The organism is Shewanella sp. ECSMB14101 (assembly GCF_000773485.1).
GTDB lineage: Bacteria > Pseudomonadota > Gammaproteobacteria > Enterobacterales > Shewanellaceae > Shewanella > Shewanella marisflavi.
Genome location: NZ_JSFF01000001.1, coordinates 306,663 through 322,643 on the forward strand (window position 1 = coordinate 306,663; position 15,981 = coordinate 322,643).

Here is a 15,981-nt window from a genome sequence, read left to right on the forward strand (position 1 = left end):
AAAGTTGGCAAAATTCTTCCTGTGAGTTAAAGCGTGATCTCGATCAAAAGTCCTTGCTGTTTACAGGCCTATACTGGTTGTTAATAGACCGATTACAACTCTCTGTTTTTGTTTGCAGCTAACACGATTTTTAGTGGCAGGTAAGGAGGTCGTGGTGCTGTTACCTATTGGAATAACAGATCAAGGAGGCCAATATGGCTGAGTTTACCACCGAGCAGATTCGGAATCTGGCGGTGCTCGGACACACAGGGGCGGGCAAGTCCACTTTGTTAGAGGCACTGCTGTTTCAGGGAAATGCGATCACTCAAAAAGGCAGGGTGGACAAGGGCACAAATCATGCTGATTTCACTGCCCAGGAAAAAGACCACCGACATAGCCTAGAACCTTCCTTCCTCAATCTCGATTTCGACAATCATCACATCAATTTTATCGACACCCCGGGCCTGCCCGATTTCTTCGGCCGAGCGCTCTTACCCCTCAGCGGTGTGGAGTCTGTGCTCTTGGTGGTTAATGCCGCAACCGGCATAGAAACCATCACTCAACGTGCGTTCGAGGCCGCCAGAGCCCAGGGCAAGGTGGTAATGATCGCCATCAACCATATCGACGGCAATGGCGCCAATCTGCCTGGGCTGCTCGATGAGATCCAAACCAAGTTTGGCCACCGTTGCTTGCCGGTCAATCTGCCCAATGTGGCGTTGGATGATGTGATCGACTGTTATCTGCACCCGCAGCCCGAGTTGCAGGGCCAGGCGCTGTTTCACGATGTGGCCAGTGCCCGTGATGAGCTGGTGGATACTGTGCTGGAGGAAGATGATGAGCTGATGGCACTGTATCTGGAGCAGGGGGAAAACCTGACTCCCGAGCAGTTACATGAGCCGCTGGAAACCGCTCTGCGTATGGGACACATTGTGCCAGTTTGCTTTACCAGTGCCGAAGAGCAAGTGGGTATTGGCGCGCTGCTGGAGCTGATTATTAAACTCAGCCCTAACCCGCTAGAGGCCAACCCTCCGCAGTTTATTAAGGGACAGGGTGAGTCGGCATTGCCTGTGGATGTGACGCAATCGAGTGATGATCATGCCCTGGCGCATGTATTTCGGGTGGCGATCGATCCCTTCTTCGGTCGTATGGGGGTCTTTCGGGTTTACCAGGGTACCATCTCTCTGGGGATGAAGTTGTTTATTGGTGATGGTCGTAAACCGATCAAGGTAAGTAACCTGTTTAAATTGCAGGGAGATAAGCAGATCAGCGTGACCTCAGCCGTGCCGGGCGATATCTGCGCCATCTCTAAGGTGGATGAGCTGACGGTGGGCGCCGTGCTTCACGACAGTCATGATGAAGATGAGTTTCATCTGCCTGAGCTGGTATTGCCCCAGCCGATCTTTGGTTTAGCGGTATCGGCCAAGCGCCGCGGCGATGAGCAGAAGATTGCCGAAGTGCTTAATAAGCTGGTGGTGGAAGACCCGAGTTTGCATATCGCCAAGAATGAGGCCGAAGGGCAAACCATATTACAAGGCCAGGGGGATCTGCATCTGCAAATCGCCCTTGAGAAAGCCCATGACCTGTTTAATGTCGACATGGAAACCGATGTGCCAGCCGTGGCCTATCGTGAAACCATCACCCGCAGCGCGACGGCGCGTTACCGTCATAAGAAGCAGTCTGGCGGCGCGGGCCAGTTTGGCGAGGTGGAATTAACCGTTGAACCTTTACCAAGAGGAACAGGGTTTGAATTTGTCAGCAAGGTGGTGGGGGGGGCGGTGCCCAGCCAATATATCCCAGCGGTCGAGAAAGGGGTCAAGGAGGCGATGAGTGGTGGCGCCTTGGCGGGTTTCCCGATGCAGGATGTACGGGTGTCTCTGCTCGATGGTAAACACCATAGTGTCGATTCGAAGGAGATCGCCTTTGTGATGGCAGGCAAGAAAGCCTTCCTGGAAGCAGTGCAGGCGGCCAATCCTGTGATATTAGAGCCCATTGTTGAGATGCAGGTACAGGTCGCCCAAGAGCACGTGGGCGATATTACCGGCGATATCAGCGCTAACCGCGGCATCATCTGTGGCACTCAGGCTCAGGGCAATGGCAAGGTTGAGGTTGAGGTTGAGGCGCCGCTGGCGACCGTCGACGACTACTCGACCCGACTTAAATCCCTCACCGGTGGTGATGGCCAGTTTGCCATGACCTTCAGTCGTTACGATGTGGTACCGGATCATGTGCAGAAGTCACTGGTTTCTGAGGCCAGAAGCCATTAGCGGCTCTTTAAAACAAAGAGCCATTAGCCAATAAGGCATAGCCGTAAGGTCGAAGAGGAGGAGCTTGGCTCCTCCTTTTTTATTGCGCTTGCCTGAGCGGCCGATTAGGGGGCTTACTCACGGTAGTCGATGACGAGGAAATGGACGATGGTGATAAGCAAAGCGAGCGCCGAGCATTATCAGTGGGGTGAAGAGTGTGATGGTTGGCATCTGGTGAAGTGCCCGGCGCTTAGTGTGATTCAGGAGCAGGTGCCGGTGGGGCGAGGTGAACAGCGCCACTATCACAGCGTGGCCGAGCAGTTTTTCTTTATTCTGTCTGGCTACGCGCTACTGGAGGTGGAGGGCGTTGAATATCGACTCTCGGCCCATCAAGGGCTACATGTCGCGCCGGGTCAAGCTCATTGCCTGCGTAATGGTGGTGAGCAGGTACTGGAATTTCTGGTGACATCGACGCCGCCAAGTCATGGTGACAGGGTAAATGTCTAAATAAAGGCCTAGAAATAAAGCGGCTCACACTTTCGACGGTTTCCTTTTAGGACAAGTAGTTATAGTCTATTTTTAATAAGCCAGCCTGGCACTTAGGCTATGATGGTTGACAGTCATCGGGAGGTTTTATCATGGAAGGAGTAAGACCTTGGCGCTTTGGTTTATTGGGCCTTTTGCTAGGGCTCATGCTGTGCCTGGCACCAACAATAGATGCTCTAGCCAGCGATGAAAGTGTCACTGCCGAGCAGGCCCGTGAGATAGTGCGCCGCGCCGATGAACAGATGCGTGGTAATTCCAGTTACGTGGTGGCGACCATGAATATCGTGCGGCCGAACTGGACGCGCTCGATGAGTATGAAGAGCTGGACCAAGGGGCAAGATCTCTCCTTGGTACTGGTGACGGCGCCAGCTAAAGATAAGGGTAGTGTGTCGCTCAAACGCTACCGTGAGATGTGGAACTGGGTTCCCGCCATCGAGCGCATCATCAAGATAGCCCCCTCTATGTTGAGCCAGTCGTGGATGGGCTCTGATTTTACCAATGACGATCTGATCAATCAGTCATCCATTGTGGTCGACTATCGTCATCAGCTAGTGAAGCGCGAGGCGATTGAGGGCGACGACTGTTTCGTTATCGACGCCTTTGCCAAGCCCGATGCGCCAGTGGTGTGGAGCCGCATCCGTTTATGGATATCGACGTCTCATTATCTACAGCGCCGGGTTGAGTTTTTCGATGAGTTTGACGACTTGGTCAATACCCTGACTGCCTCTGATATTCAATCTATGGGCGGACGTATGTTGGCGGCCAAGATGGTGATGATCCCCGCCGACAAGCCGGGGCAGCGCACCGAGCTTATCACCCATGAGGCGGCCTTTGATTTTGAGATTGGGGATGACTTTTTCTCGAAGCAGCAGATGAAGGCGCTGCGAGACTAGCGTTACCCCAGCAACAGGAGACGGCTAAGCATGTTAATCAAGCTGGCATGGCGTAATCTCTGGCGGCAGAAGCGGCGTACCTTGCTGACCGCCTTTGCCCTGTCGCTGGCGCTGTTTTTATCGCTCTTTACGCGCAGTATGCAAGAGGGAAGTTATGAGCATAATATCGATAACAGCGCCCGCTTCTCCACTGGCTTGATCCAGCTGCAATCTCCCGAATTTGCCATCACAGAGAGCATCGAAGACTTGCTGCCCGGTGATGATGCGTTTATCGCGCCGGCAAAAGCCTTACCTCACATCACTTTTGCCCTGCCCAGAATCGAATCTTTTTTGTTAGCATCGAGTGACGAGCGCTCTAAAGGGGTAATGGTGTATGGCGTGCGCCCCGAAGCCGAAAATGCTTATTCAGGCATAGCGGATAAGTTGGTGGCTGGTGAGTACTTAACTCCGAAAGCGCCACAGGTGTTGTTGGGGCAGGGGTTAGCCGAATACCTGAAGCTTGGTGTGGGTGATGAGCTGGTGCTCTATGGTCAGGGCTACCATGGCCAGACGGCGGCGGGTGTCTACCTTATCGTCGGCATACTGCGTTTTCCCTTGGCCCAGCTGGACAATCAGCTGGTGTATATGCCGCTCAGTGCGGCGCAAGAACTGTTTTCGACCGGCGAACAGGTGACGCAATGGGTATTGCATAGCGATAGGTTGGATCAGGTCGACCAGCTGACGCAGCAGCTGTCGCACCACTATGGTAGCGCGGTGAAGGTGCGCGACTGGCAGTCGTTGGCGCCTGAGATGGCGCAGCAGATCGCCTTAGACAGGGCCGGCGGCCTGTTTATGATCTGTCTGCTATACCTTATCGTCGGCTTTGCCCTGTTTGCGACCTTGCTGATGATGACCTTGGAGCGCCGACGTGAATTTGGTGTCATGTTAGCCACCGGCATGGGGCGGTTAACCTTACTGCGTTTGTTGGTGATTGAGTCGGGCATGATAGCCGCGCTGGGTATGGCTATGGGCCTGCTGGTCAGCCTGGTAGTGATCGGTTACTTCTATTTTCATCCTATTTCTCTGACTGGTGAAACCGCCAAGATGATGCTGGAGATGGGCTGGGAGCCGGTGATCCCCATGAAGGTGTCCCTTAACCTGGTTGGTACACAAGTCTTGATTGTTTTGGCGCTGATGACGCTCTGTCTGCTCTATCCACTGTGGCGGACCCAGCGTCTCGTGGTGGTCGCGGCGCTTAAGGGAGGTGACGATGCCCAATAGATCACAAATTCGTCTGCAGCCGCCCATGTTGCTCCTGCTGGCCTGGCGCAATTTATGGCGCAATCGCCTGCGTACCAGCATCATGTTGTGCGCCATGGTGGTAGGCTTGGTGGGCGTGGTGGTCATGATAGGCTTTCTGACGGGCATGAACGCCAACATGATCAATAATGCCATCGCCTGGCAGACCAGCCACCTGCAGTTGCACCACAAAGAGTATCTCATCGATCCTGACATCACTTCCCGAGTGACGGCTCCAGCCCCTGTGTTGGCTAAACTGGCTCAGCTTCCTGAGGTGACAGGCGTTTCGCCGCGATTCTTGGTGCAGGGGATGCTGGCCTCGCCTAGAGCGAGCCGCGGCATTCGCGTCAATGGTGTGGACCCTGTCGCCGAGGCTCAAGTGACGCCCATCGCTGGCAACATTATTGAGGGCGACTGGCTCAACGCCACGGGACGCCACCCCATAGTGATCTCAGAGAAAACCGCTAAGCGGCTCAAGTTAAGACTCGGCGCCAAGGTGGTGCTTACCTTTAGCAATGCCGATAAGGCAGTGAGCGGAGCGGCCTTTCGGGTGGTTGGGCTGTATCGCTCGCCCTCGAGCAGCTTTGATGACGGTAACGCCTATGTGCGCCGGGAGGAGTTGTCGCAGATAGCGGGTTTGGATGGCGTACATGAAATCGCTATTCGCCTTAATGATGCCAATACCTTATCTAACAGCGCCGCTAAGGCGGTGGCGAAACGGCTGGCAACTGCGGTGGCCCATGAGGATGTAGTGCGCGACTGGCAGCAAATCCAGCCCATGTTGGCGACCATCATCGCTCAGATGGGCACCAGCAACGGTATCATTTTGTTGATCTTCATCTCTGCCTTGGGGTTAGGGATAACCAATATCATGTTGATGGCGGTGTTTGAACGAACCCGGGAGTTTGGCGTCTTGATGGCGATAGGTATGGTTAAGGGCAAGCTGTTTCGGCTGATTTTATTGGAGTCTTTACTGCTGGGACTTAGTGGCGCGCTATTGGGGCTGGCGCTGAGCATAGTGGTGATAAGGATACTGGCCCATACCGGCATCGCCCTTGGCAACATGGCCGAAGGCCTGGGCGCCTTTGGGGTGTCGACGACCCTTTATCCTCAGGTATCGCCCGGCCAGTACCTGGCGACCCTGCTGATGGTGGTGATCGTCAGTCTGCTAGCGGCCCTCTATCCGGCCCGGCAGATCATAAAGCAGCGACCTGTGGATGCCATGTCGCAAAAGCACTAACACTATGACTACTGACGTTGAATATTGATGATGAATAGTTCTTGGAGTCGAATGAGATAATGACCATAGCAACCAAAGGATTAACCAAGGTCTATAACCCTGAGAGCGATTTTCCCGTCACCGCGGTTAAGCCGCTGGATCTGACCATAGCTCAGGGGGAGTTTGTTGCCATCATGGGGCCGTCTGGTTCGGGAAAAACGACACTGCTGAACATGATAGGTGGCATCGACAGTCCCAGCAGCGGCGCTGTGTTGATTGACGGTGAGAACATCGCTAAGTTGGGTGAGCAGGCATTAATCGCCTTTCGCCGCGATCACGTGGGCTTCATCTTTCAGGACTATAGCCTGTTGCCTGTGTTAACGGCGCTGGAAAATGTGGAATTTGTCATGCAGCTGCAAGGGCGCAGCGAAGCCGAATGTCGTGAACGGGCCACAGAGCTGCTCACTCAGGTAGGGCTTGAGAGTCAGATGCATAAAATCCCGGCCAAACTCTCAGGTGGACAGCAGCAGCGGGTGGCGGTCGCGCGGGCCTTAGCGTCTCGTCCCAGATTTGTAATGGCCGATGAGCCCACCGCCAATTTAGATGCCAAGAGCACCGCCGAATTACTGGATATCATGCAGCGATTAAACGAGCAGGAGGACACGACCTTTATCTTCTCAACCCATGATCCCAGGGTCATTGCCAGGGCGAAACGGGTCATTGTCTTTGAAGATGGTCAGTTGGTGGAGGACAGATGTCAGTGACGCGCAGCGCCCCGGCGCTGTTTGGGCTCTTGACCTTAGGGCTGGCCTTGCCATTGCTGGCATCGCCTATCCCGGGTGTCGCCCCTGAGGAGCCCTGGCAACTTGATGGTTATGTAAGTTACTTAGGCTCTGTCATTGACCCAGATAATGGTGACGCGCTGTCGGATAACCTGATACATCAGCGGCTCAATCTGGAATATCGTTGGGATGCAGGTGTTAGGATGAATCTGGGGCTGCGTAATCGCCTGACGGCGGGTGACTCGGCCCGATTGCCTGGTTATGGCGAGCTCTTGGGCTGGGATCCCGGCTACTGGGATCTGTCACTCAACTGGCTCGACAGGGATGGTTGGGTTGGTAATAGCCAGTTAGATCGCGCCTATCTTAGCTGGCAAGTCAATGCCGATTGGCAGCTAAGTGCGGGCAGGTTCAGAGTCAATTGGGCCATGAGCACCCTGTGGAACCCAAACGATATCTTTAACGCCTATTCGATTTACGATGTCGATTATGCCGAGCGCCGCGGAGTCGATGCCCTTAGGGTCAATCGCCGTTTGGGCGTTGCCAGTCACCTCGAGCTGGTTTATAGCCAGTCAGGGGAGCAGAACCATTACTACGCCGGTCGCTATCTCGGTCATTACTCGGGGTGGGATTGGCAGATTATTGCTGGCAAGGCCGCCGAGGATATCGTCTTGGGCTTTGGGTTTGCTGGCGATATTGCCGGGGCAGGGTTTCGCGGCGAATATAGTCATTTCGAGCCTCAAGAGGAGTTATCGGTTCAGTCAGGCCCTGATGTTGCGCCTTTGGGGAGCGTCACGCACTTCTCGAGTTCGGTGGCGACGTTAGAGCTGGATTACAGCTTTGCGTCTGAGGCCAACTGGCGCGTGCTTGGCGCCGCGCTCTATATCTCATCGCCTCTATCCATAGACAATGCCCTGCTGTATCTGAATCTGCCGTTAACTGCGCGCACGTTGAGCTTTACGCCGTGGACCTTTTACCTGGAGACTGGCTTGGATCTGTCGCCGCTGAGCCGCCTTAATGGCGCAGTAAGCTATTATGATGACGGCTCCTATTTCTACGGCGTCACCTACCAGTATTCCCTGGCCGATGATTGGCAGTTAAGTGTGATAGGTCAGCGTTTCGATGGTTCGCCCGTTAGCCTCTTTGGTCAATCGGCGTCTACTTTGGGTTATCTGCAGCTCAAATGGAGTTTTTAGGGGAAGTCCTGTTTTTAGTGAAAGTGGTGTTCCACTTGTCCGAATGATACCCTTGAGTCGACGCTATTTTTGATGGATATCCCAGTTTTTGAACACCTCTCTCGCTTCTTCGCTGCCCGTTAACCTATACCTATGTGAGTTGTCACAGCCTATTGGCGAGGACACGAAGCAGGCGCTGCGCCAGTGGTTACCCCAAGATGAGCGCAATAAAGTAGATCGCTATCTGCAGCCTAAGGCTCGAGAGAAAGCGCTGCTGGTGAGGTGTTACCTGCGCGCGCTGCTCTCTGAGGTTGATGCGCGCCAGCAAGCCGATGCCAGTCTGGCAATTAAACCTGATGCATGGCGTTTCGATTATCTGGAGAAAGGTAAGCCTGTGTTAGCCAGTGATTGCGCCGAGCGTTCGGGGCTGATATTTAACCTCAGCCATAGTGGCGACTATTTGCTGCTGGCTATCACTCAAGGAACTGATGCCTTGGCATTGGGAGTGGATATCGAGCGAAAGCGGCAAAACACCAACATCCATGCCATTCTCAATCATTATTTTACCCCCCAAGAAACCCAGGCTTTGTTGGCTTTGCCACAGCATCAGCAGCGGGATCGTTTTTTCGATCTCTGGGCGCTTAAGGAGTCGTATATCAAGGCGAAAGGGATGGGGTTGGCCTTATCCCTAAAATCTTTTTATTTTGAACTCGCTAGCATGCAATCTCAGACCTTAAGCTTTGTTGGGAGAGAGCCGCAAACGGCCAGTATAGCGCAGTCGGTAAGCCTGTTTTTGCAGGGGGATGAGGGGCAGGGTATTCCAGCAGGTCAATGGCAGAGCTGGCTCGGGCAACTTGAGCGGGAATATCGTTTTGCGCTTAGCATTAAGACGGAGCGTGAAATTACCTGGCATTGCCACAGCGTGGGTATCCAACAACTGCTGTTATCTTGTTAAGTTAAAAAAGCAGGAAAACCTCAGTTTTCCTGCAAAAGGGAGTATTGGCGGCCTGCCACCCCTTAGGGCGACAGGTTAAGGCTTAGTAGTTCGCCTGGAAGGTTAACCAGAGTTTGTCTGTGTCGTTAGAGAAGCCATAACCTTCATCGGCGCCGCTGAAGCTTGCGTATTTCACACCGACACTGTAGTGATTGAGGAAAGGATAGGTCGCCGATACGCCCCATTCCTTACCCATGTCCACGTCACCGTAGTCGGAATCGAATTTGTGGTATTTGGCCAGCAGCTTGAGTCCGGCAACTTTAGCCGTGAGGATAAGGTGGGTATCTATGATACCGTTTTCCCAGTTCCCTTTGCCGCCGAAGAGGAACTTATCTGTCCAACCGTTGAAGGCATGTAGGGTCGCCAGTGGGGTAATGAAGCCCGCCTTGCCATCGTCAGAACCTAGTACCTCGTAACCAATTTTGGCGCCAAAGAGATCCAAGTCCACTCCCGCCCCAAGTTTATAGTAAGCCGCTGAGTAGCTGACAGGGTTATCGCCGCCTTCAGACTGCTGGGCGTATTCAGCTTCATAGTTGAACTTTAGTTTATCGAGTTTGATATCGCCCGAGGCACGCAGACCATAGGTGTCGGTCGAGAAGGCTGCTACATTGACGTTGTCGATCAAGTAGGCGTAGCCACTGAGCTTGATAAACTCTAACCCTTTGTAGTTAACATTAACTAGGTGAGTCTTATTCTTGTGCTCATCTTTGCCTGAGCCTTCGGCGAAGATGCGATTTACGTTATTCACATAGGCGTAGTAAGCCGTTAGTCCTGCAACCTCAGTGTTCTTCACCGAGAAAGCATCGTAGGTCTGTTCATTTTGGCGGAAGCCAACACCACCGACGAAACGCTGGTTGTCGAGCAGGATGCGCTGACGACCATATTGAGCCAAGGTGTTAGCTGGGCCACGATAACCGATAATGGCCTGATTAATCTGTGTATATTCATAGTCTGCAATCAAAGGTTCGTCGTCGGTAGAGCGCACATCGTCCACTTCAGCCAAGGCAAACAGCTTGTAGAAGTCACCAGTTTGATAGGTCAGGCGCGTGCGCAGTGTGGTTTGGTTTTGCTGGTCGACATCGGCCAGATCCACATCTTCATAGCGCAGGCGAAATTTCACTTTTACCTGAGAGTCATCGATAAAAGCCTTTTTTAGTGGGTCAACACTTTCTGCACTAAGGGCTGAGGTTGAAAGACTGGCAAGTACGGCGAGGCTGAGGGCGTGAAGTTTCATTAATTGTAATCCTTTTGTATGGTCATTGCTCTTGAACTGTTATAGGTCTGCAAAAGGATTGATTTGTTGATCTAAAACAATGTTACATTGTGATTGATTTTTTCTGTTAATAATTGTGATAAAGATCATTAGCTTGTACTTAATCAGAGGTATCTCCAAAGTGGTATTCGTGGCAGCCATTAAATAATTCTGCTTGCACTCTAATAGTGCCGTTGGAAGGGGGGCTTGCTTTTCATCTGCAAGAAAAGTGACTGTATGAGGGGAAAAAGGGATGGTATGGATAAAAAACAGCCCGCTGTTGCGGGCTGCTGATTGCTATTGCCTTGCCAGACGATGGTTTTCCGGCGGATTTTCAAAGTCGCTACGATAAGGATTGATGTCTAAGCCGCCACGCCGCGTATAGCGGGCATAAACGGTCAGTTTAGCGCAGTGACACAGACGCTTGAGATCGACGAAGATCCGCTCGACACATTGTTCGTGAAACTCATTGTGTTGTCTGAAAGAGATCAGATAGCGCAGCAGTTTTTCTCTATCAATCTTGGGCCCTTGGTAGCGAATCATCACACTGCCCCAGTCAGGTTGCGAAGTAATTAGGCAGTTTGATTTCAAAAGGTTAGAGGTTAGTGTCTCGGCCACTATACTCTTGTCATCGGTGCTATCGATAAGATAATCGCTGCTGAAATCGTAGTCATCGACTTCGATATCCAGATCGTCGATACAGGTTCCTGGTAGCTCGACCACTCTTTGATGAGCAAACTGTTTCGGCTCGATGATCTTAACCACTACTTCACCACCAGCGCAGGCGGATAAATCTTTAGCCAAGGTCTGTTGCACCGCTTCGATAGACTCAAAACGAGTCTGGTTAAAGCTGTTGAGATAGAGCTTGAAGGATTTAGACTCGATCAGATTGTCGCTGTTAAAGTCGAGGATAAACTCTGCTATGGCGACCATGGGTTTGCCCTTGGCATTCAGCCAGGAGAGTTCATAGCCGGTCCAGATATCGGAGCCATGGAAAGGCAGGGTATCGCCTAAGGCTATGGCGTCACGATTGAGCTTGCGTGGTACACCCTGTAACAGTGAGGCATCGTAATTAGCCTGATAGCCAGTCGATTTGCCTAAGGTTAGTTGGGATAACGCGGGAGCGTCGTGATAAGGGTCATGAACCTGTGTCATCAATCGTTTTTCCATGTCAAAATAGAGGCACATTATACTTAAATTTTGGGTAACTGCTAAGTGTCTTCTTTGTCTGCGTTGGATCAATTTTTTACGCTTTATCATCAAGTCTATAGCGACAAACTGGGTGAGTCTCCTCGATATTATCCCTTGGGCGAAGCTTCTCCCTGTGTGCTTGAGTGTGATCTTGATAGGGTCACTCAATCGCCTGAAAACTCAGTGCAGTGGCAAGCGATAAAACGCGAAGATGAAGGTCAGTTTGACAATATTGAGCATGCATTATCCATGAAGTTGCACCCCAGTATTCAGCCATTTTATGGACGCTATTTTTCGGCTCCTGTGATGTTTGGTTCGGCATTTGGCGAAGGTGAGCTGTTACAGGCCTGGAATCAGCAAGATTTTGAGTATCTGCAGCAGAATTTAATTGGTCACCTTATGATGAAGGCGAAGTTAAAACAGCCGCCGACCTGGTTTATCGGTGTCCTCGGGGAGGGCGATGAGATGCTGGTGGTCGATAATGAGACTGGCGGAGTCTGGGTAGAGGTGCCGGGTGAACTGCCCCATAGGCAACTGGCGGAAAGCCTGGAGGCCTTCATTGAAGGCCTGACGCCTAGGGTGAGTCCAGCGCAAAAGCCTCTCGAGGAGTCGCTGCCTGAGACTGATCATCCAGGGATCTGGCAGCGATTAAAGATGATGTGGCGTCACCTGCGGCCCAAGAAGTAAGGGGTTAAGCAGGCTAAGTGCTGGCTAACCGTCTAGAGATGATCCCAAGAGATGTTGGAGACGATACGGCAGTTATCGCACTTGAAATGGAACAGATCTAACAGCGGCGATGGTTGAAGCCAGTCTGTATTACCGCAGCGCGGACAGGGTCTTTGCTGCTCAGAAGCCAGACTCTCACCACCCACTCGATACAGATAGTAATAGGTCGGGATTTTGGTGAGGTATTCAATGCGCCCGCGCAGATCCCAGCCGCGGCGAAACAGGTCACTGTCGCAGCGGCTCAGTTCATCGAGGGCGGCGAACTCTGCCTTAGTAGCGGCGGCCATCTGCAGTTCATCACAGGCTTGCCATTCGGTTTGCCATTTGATCACCCGTTTATGGTCGCCATTAAAGGTGGCCGGGATCTGATACAGAGGAATAGGCTGCAGCGTATCGCCGTTGCGAAGGGGCGAGCACATATGTACATAGCTGGTATAAAGCAGTTGCCAGCTAGGGGGCTCTGTGCTGCTAACTTCTGAGTTAATATCCTGGCCAATATACTTCTCTCTGGGGTGCAGCAGCTTAGCTTGAGTGAGTTCACCTAAGGCAACATTAACCCAGGGACTGTTGAAGCGCTTCGCCAGACTGCTCTTTTCTGGTAACAGCAGACGGACTCTAAACTCCCCCTCGTTAAACGCCACGGCAAATTCGCGTCCTAATACCTGACCGTTGGCTCGGTAGGCTTCGAGCAAACCGTTGATTGCACGTTCGGCTGCGGTGATCGTGGTGTTGTCAAAACACTCAAATCTGAGTTCTACCACGTGCATTAAGATGCGTCCTCATTGTTGAGTCGCGCTTCAAGCTTGGCGATACGGTCCATTAGGGTTTCTTGATTAGCACTTAGGCGGCTGACTTCTTGCTGCAGCGCAGCGAGTGTGGCCTCCTCTTGAGGGGACTGTGTAGGCGCTGCTGGCGTGGCATTATTCAGTATTATGTTGGCGCGATCTTCGCTCGACATAGCCTTAAATCGTTGTAGGCCTTGTACCAGGATGGGCATGGGAAGAGAGTTACCCAAGCTCGCCTTAATCAGTGCCAGGCTGGGAGACTTACCAGCCAGACTTAATTTTTGTGCGGCGGCGAGCACCTGTTCGATAGGACTCATGGTTAGTTAAATTCCTTACTTTTTAGCATAGCTGACACACACTTAAGGATGAGTTGTTCATAACTTGTTGATATTTAAGTTTTTACTTTTTTGGCATACGCTTTGCTTTATCTGTGTCCAGTTATAATAGATAAACAGGACGTGAAAGTGAAAACAAAATTAATAACCGCATTAGTCTTCGGTGCTACTAGTTTAGCGCTATCTGGGTGTGTATTAAACGTGGGTGAAGGCGACAAAGGCTGGAGCAGTGGAAACTCTTGGGAGCGTATTCAAGAGCAAAATCGTGCCAATTTGTCTAAATTGACACTGGGGATGAGTCGAGATCAGGTGATGACCTTGATGGGGACGGCAGACTTCAATGAGGCTTATACCAAGGAAGATAAGGCGATCAATGTGCTTTACTACCGTACTCAACGCACGCGCGGAGACGGCACCACAACCAAGGATGAGTGTACGCCAGTCGTGATTAGTGATGATCGCGTTGTGGGCTGGGGCGAGAAGGCCTACCACAATATGTAATGTAAGCCGCTAATTAAAAGGCAAGCCTTTCGAGCTTGCCTTTTTTGATCGGTCAATATCTTACATCTATATTGGTGTCAGCGTTTTTATCTTAATTGGAAACCTGATTAGGCGCGCAGCTGAGCGTCTAAGTGATCGATCACCTCTGTCCATTGGGCATCTTCGGCCAAGGCTTCGGCTAAGAAGTGACGCTGAGCGGTATTCCAAAAAGGAGCCTGCGCAATATGTACGCCTTGGGCGATCGAGTGTTGTTTGAGGAATTCCTCTATGGCGTCGGGGTCACTCGATAGCCCGAGTTGGTCAAATAGGGCGGCTAGATCCGGTGGTGTAATATCCATTTTTCCCTCACTTAATTAATTGAAGAGGCGCTCTCATAAGTATGCAATAAATTGATAAAGTGTCGAATCGATTAAAGTTTGCACTTTTTTACAAGCTTGTTACATTGAGTGTTGTTGATCTGAATCAAGGAATAACAGCAATGACGCCAACAGACATCCCACCTGTTCAAGAAACCTATAAAGCTGTCTATTTAACTGCTGAAGACCTAAGGGTTGCCGCCTCTATTCTCTACAATGCCTACCATGATGATCCCTTTTTTATCGCCGCTCTGCATAAGGGGGACAAGGCGCAATATGAGCAGAAGTTGCGTGGTGCTATCCGTGAAGAGTTACACACCCTTTGGCAGGAAGAGCAGGCGCTGATAGGTCTGTTTGACCAAGATCGTTTAATCGGCTTGGCCTGTATCGTGACTCAGCAGGTACCGCTGGGAGAGGCCAGATATTGGCATTGGCGACTCAAGATGCTGTTAAGTACGGGGTGGCAGTCGACTCAGGCTTTAATGAAAAAAGAATCATCGATTCTTGAGCATCTTCCTAGCACCCACTGCGGTATCTTGCAGTTTATCGCCGTGACCCCCATTGAGCAGAAAAAGGGGTTAGGAAAGCGCCTTATCCAGGCGGTGATGAGTTGGTGTGATGAGCAGCCTGAGTTAGAGGGAGTTGGTGTTTATGTGACCCATGATGAGCATACACACCTATTTTCAACCATGGGTTTTGCACCCATAGAGCGATTGACCATAGGCAGCGTAGAAGGTGAGCTGCTGTTTTACCGGAGTCCTGAAGTTGAGTAAGCAATATAAGAGTTTTAAGGCGTTTTATCCTTTTTACCTGTCGCAGCATAGTGATGCCAGATGCCGCGGGATGCACTATTTGGGTAGCCTCTTGGTGTTAGCTTTACTGCTGACGGCTCTATTATCATCCAGCTACTGGTTGCTCTGGTTATTGCCTGTTGTGGGTTATGGTGCAGCTTGGATTGGACACTTTGTGTTTGAGCGCAATAGACCGGCGACTTTCGAGTATCCCTTGTATAGCTTTTTAGCCGATTGGGTCATGCTGGTGCAGTGGTTAACCCGCCGTCGAGATCAATAGTTGTTTGAGTAAGCTCACATTTAGCCTGGCCTCTTGTGAGAGATCGCTTACAAATGTGTGAGCTATTTTCCAGATATCCTAGCTGTTTATGACTGAGGATAATTTTTATTCTTTTGTTTTCAACAGCTTAAGCATTGAACTTTGATTGGTTAAAAATCAAGCTATTCACAATTGTTTCTTATGGCGTACATTTTTAGATTGGTCTGGTTATACTGACTCCAAGTTAACCAGCTTGCTTTAATCACGCAGATATTGATGTTCTAGGAGATGAAGGTCATAGCGTGTCAGGGACGAACAAGGATATGGACGGTGGCATGGAATGACACCGCTATGGATGAATAAGCGTCAGGGATGTTAAGAGCTAGCTGAAATAAAGGACTATAGTGCAGGATGCGCTGGATCCCATAGGATATGGGAGTGCGGTAAAATGAATTAACCGTCCAGGGATGATAAAGACAGGACGTTTCAGGAGTTTGGGAGACGGCAGGATGTCGATGTGATCAGGATGATGCAGGGAGCACGGCGAAAGCAGGAAAGCTTACACAAGAGTATAGAAAAGGCGCACTTTTATCAGTGCGCCTTTTCTATTTGTGGCCTTTGATCATATGTGATCAGCTCTGTTGTCTTTTGCCTTTAAGTTTTAGCCATTATAAATGCC

General features: G+C 51.3%; 17 protein-coding genes. 12 read left to right on the plus strand and 5 right to left on the minus strand.

Annotated elements, in window-relative coordinates:
* Window positions 1–194 precede the first annotated feature (194 nt).
* The 8 genes from fusA (at window position 195) to NY07_RS01395 (ending at window position 9,067) form a co-directional block, all read left to right on the plus strand.
* Complete coding sequence (gene fusA, locus NY07_RS01360; RefSeq protein WP_033537533.1) at window positions 195–2,243, plus strand: elongation factor G; 2,049 nt, start codon at window positions 195–197, stop codon at window positions 2,241–2,243.
* Window positions 2,244–2,390: 147 nt separating this feature from the next.
* Entirely contained in the window at window positions 2,391–2,729 is a 339-nt protein-coding gene (locus NY07_RS01365) for a cupin domain-containing protein (protein ID WP_033537534.1), read from the plus strand.
* 131 nt (window positions 2,730–2,860) lie between these two features.
* On the plus strand, window positions 2,861–3,661 hold the full coding sequence (locus NY07_RS01370; RefSeq protein ID WP_181404203.1) for an outer membrane lipoprotein-sorting protein: 801 nt from the start codon (window positions 2,861–2,863) through the stop codon (window positions 3,659–3,661).
* Window positions 3,662–3,691: 30 nt separating this feature from the next.
* The gene (locus NY07_RS01375; RefSeq protein WP_033537535.1) at window positions 3,692–4,921 is read left to right on the plus strand and encodes an ABC transporter permease; all 1,230 of its coding nucleotides are present in this window, start codon (window positions 3,692–3,694) and stop codon (window positions 4,919–4,921) included.
* Window positions 4,911–6,179, plus strand: a complete 1,269-nt coding sequence (locus NY07_RS01380; RefSeq protein WP_235363876.1) for an ABC transporter permease — start codon at window positions 4,911–4,913, stop codon at window positions 6,177–6,179. Before NY07_RS01375 ends, NY07_RS01380 begins: the two co-directional genes overlap by 11 nt.
* Before the next feature lie 59 nt (window positions 6,180–6,238).
* Window positions 6,239–6,922 carry an ABC transporter ATP-binding protein gene (locus NY07_RS01385; protein ID WP_033537536.1) on the plus strand — a complete coding sequence of 228 codons (684 nt, stop codon included), beginning with the start codon at window positions 6,239–6,241 and terminating at the stop codon, window positions 6,920–6,922.
* Window positions 6,913–8,133, plus strand: a complete 1,221-nt coding sequence (locus tag NY07_RS01390) for a hypothetical protein (protein WP_140946875.1) — start codon at window positions 6,913–6,915, stop codon at window positions 8,131–8,133. The genes NY07_RS01385 and NY07_RS01390 overlap by 10 nt, the downstream gene beginning before the upstream one ends.
* 88 nt (window positions 8,134–8,221) lie before the next feature.
* Entirely contained in the window at window positions 8,222–9,067 is an 846-nt protein-coding gene (locus NY07_RS01395) for a 4'-phosphopantetheinyl transferase family protein (RefSeq protein WP_033537537.1), read from the plus strand.
* 82 nt (window positions 9,068–9,149) lie between these two features.
* Here NY07_RS01395 and NY07_RS01400 read toward each other — a convergent pair whose 3' ends face one another.
* Entirely contained in the window at window positions 9,150–10,340 is a 1,191-nt protein-coding gene (locus NY07_RS01400) for an alginate export family protein (protein ID WP_033537538.1), read from the minus strand.
* A gap of 315 nt (window positions 10,341–10,655) precedes the next feature.
* Window positions 10,656–11,513, minus strand: a complete 858-nt coding sequence (gene queF, locus NY07_RS01405) for an NADPH-dependent 7-cyano-7-deazaguanine reductase QueF (protein ID WP_181404206.1) — start codon at window positions 11,511–11,513, stop codon at window positions 10,656–10,658.
* Window positions 11,514–11,573: 60 nt separating this feature from the next.
* Between queF and syd the strand changes: the two genes are divergently transcribed.
* Window positions 11,574–12,236, plus strand: coding sequence for a SecY-interacting protein (syd, locus tag NY07_RS01410; RefSeq protein WP_033537539.1), 663 nt, complete (start codon window positions 11,574–11,576; stop codon window positions 12,234–12,236).
* Between the two features lie 32 nt (window positions 12,237–12,268).
* Here syd and NY07_RS01415 read toward each other — a convergent pair whose 3' ends face one another.
* The gene (locus NY07_RS01415) at window positions 12,269–13,042 is read right to left on the minus strand and encodes a Zn-ribbon-containing protein (RefSeq protein WP_033537540.1); all 774 of its coding nucleotides are present in this window, start codon (window positions 13,040–13,042) and stop codon (window positions 12,269–12,271) included.
* On the minus strand, window positions 13,042–13,377 hold the full coding sequence (locus tag NY07_RS01420; protein WP_033537541.1) for a hypothetical protein: 336 nt from the start codon (window positions 13,375–13,377) through the stop codon (window positions 13,042–13,044). The genes NY07_RS01415 and NY07_RS01420 overlap by 1 nt, the downstream gene beginning before the upstream one ends.
* 147 nt (window positions 13,378–13,524) lie before the next feature.
* Between NY07_RS01420 and NY07_RS01425 the strand changes: the two genes are divergently transcribed.
* Entirely contained in the window at window positions 13,525–13,896 is a 372-nt protein-coding gene (locus NY07_RS01425) for a DUF3192 domain-containing protein (protein ID WP_081953753.1), read from the plus strand.
* Window positions 13,897–14,003: 107 nt separating this feature from the next.
* On the opposite strand, the gene NY07_RS01430 is transcribed toward NY07_RS01425, so the two are convergent.
* Complete coding sequence (locus NY07_RS01430) at window positions 14,004–14,234, minus strand: DUF2789 domain-containing protein (protein ID WP_033537542.1); 231 nt, start codon at window positions 14,232–14,234, stop codon at window positions 14,004–14,006.
* 140 nt (window positions 14,235–14,374) lie between these two features.
* On the opposite strand from NY07_RS01430, the gene NY07_RS01435 reads away from it, so the two are divergent.
* Together NY07_RS01435 and NY07_RS01440 are read left to right on the plus strand one after the other, a co-directional pair.
* Window positions 14,375–15,025 (plus strand): GNAT family N-acetyltransferase, encoded by a 651-nt coding sequence (locus NY07_RS01435; RefSeq protein ID WP_033537543.1) that lies wholly within the window; start codon window positions 14,375–14,377, stop codon window positions 15,023–15,025.
* Window positions 15,018–15,323, plus strand: a complete 306-nt coding sequence (locus NY07_RS01440) for a DUF962 domain-containing protein (RefSeq protein ID WP_033537544.1) — start codon at window positions 15,018–15,020, stop codon at window positions 15,321–15,323. Before NY07_RS01435 ends, NY07_RS01440 begins: the two co-directional genes overlap by 8 nt.
* The last annotated feature ends 658 nt before the right edge of the window (window positions 15,324–15,981 follow it).

Excerpts from the sequence above, each read along its gene's own strand:
- NY07_RS01385 (WP_033537536.1), top strand. The coding sequence starts at position 6,239 with ATGACCATAGCAACCAAAGGATTAACCAAGGTCTATAACCCTGAGAGC.
- NY07_RS01375 (WP_033537535.1), top strand. The coding sequence starts at position 3,692 with ATGTTAATCAAGCTGGCATGGCGTAATCTCTGGCGGCAGAAGCGGCGT.
- NY07_RS01365 (WP_033537534.1), top strand. The coding sequence starts at position 2,391 with ATGGTGATAAGCAAAGCGAGCGCCGAGCATTATCAGTGGGGTGAAGAG.
- NY07_RS01435 (WP_033537543.1), top strand. The coding sequence starts at position 14,375 with ATGACGCCAACAGACATCCCACCTGTTCAAGAAACCTATAAAGCTGTC.
- NY07_RS01380 (WP_235363876.1), top strand. The coding sequence starts at position 4,911 with ATGCCCAATAGATCACAAATTCGTCTGCAGCCGCCCATGTTGCTCCTG.
- NY07_RS01370 (WP_181404203.1), top strand. The coding sequence starts at position 2,861 with ATGGAAGGAGTAAGACCTTGGCGCTTTGGTTTATTGGGCCTTTTGCTA.
- NY07_RS01420 (WP_033537541.1), bottom strand. The coding sequence starts at position 13,377 with ATGAGTCCTATCGAACAGGTGCTCGCCGCCGCACAAAAATTAAGTCTG.
- NY07_RS01415 (WP_033537540.1), bottom strand. The coding sequence starts at position 13,042 with ATGCACGTGGTAGAACTCAGATTTGAGTGTTTTGACAACACCACGATC.
- NY07_RS01390 (WP_140946875.1), top strand. The coding sequence starts at position 6,913 with ATGTCAGTGACGCGCAGCGCCCCGGCGCTGTTTGGGCTCTTGACCTTA.
- fusA (WP_033537533.1), top strand. The coding sequence starts at position 195 with ATGGCTGAGTTTACCACCGAGCAGATTCGGAATCTGGCGGTGCTCGGA.
- NY07_RS01400 (WP_033537538.1), bottom strand. The coding sequence starts at position 10,340 with ATGAAACTTCACGCCCTCAGCCTCGCCGTACTTGCCAGTCTTTCAACC.
- NY07_RS01430 (WP_033537542.1), bottom strand. The coding sequence starts at position 14,234 with ATGGATATTACACCACCGGATCTAGCCGCCCTATTTGACCAACTCGGG.
- queF (WP_181404206.1), bottom strand. The coding sequence starts at position 11,513 with ATGACACAGGTTCATGACCCTTATCACGACGCTCCCGCGTTATCCCAA.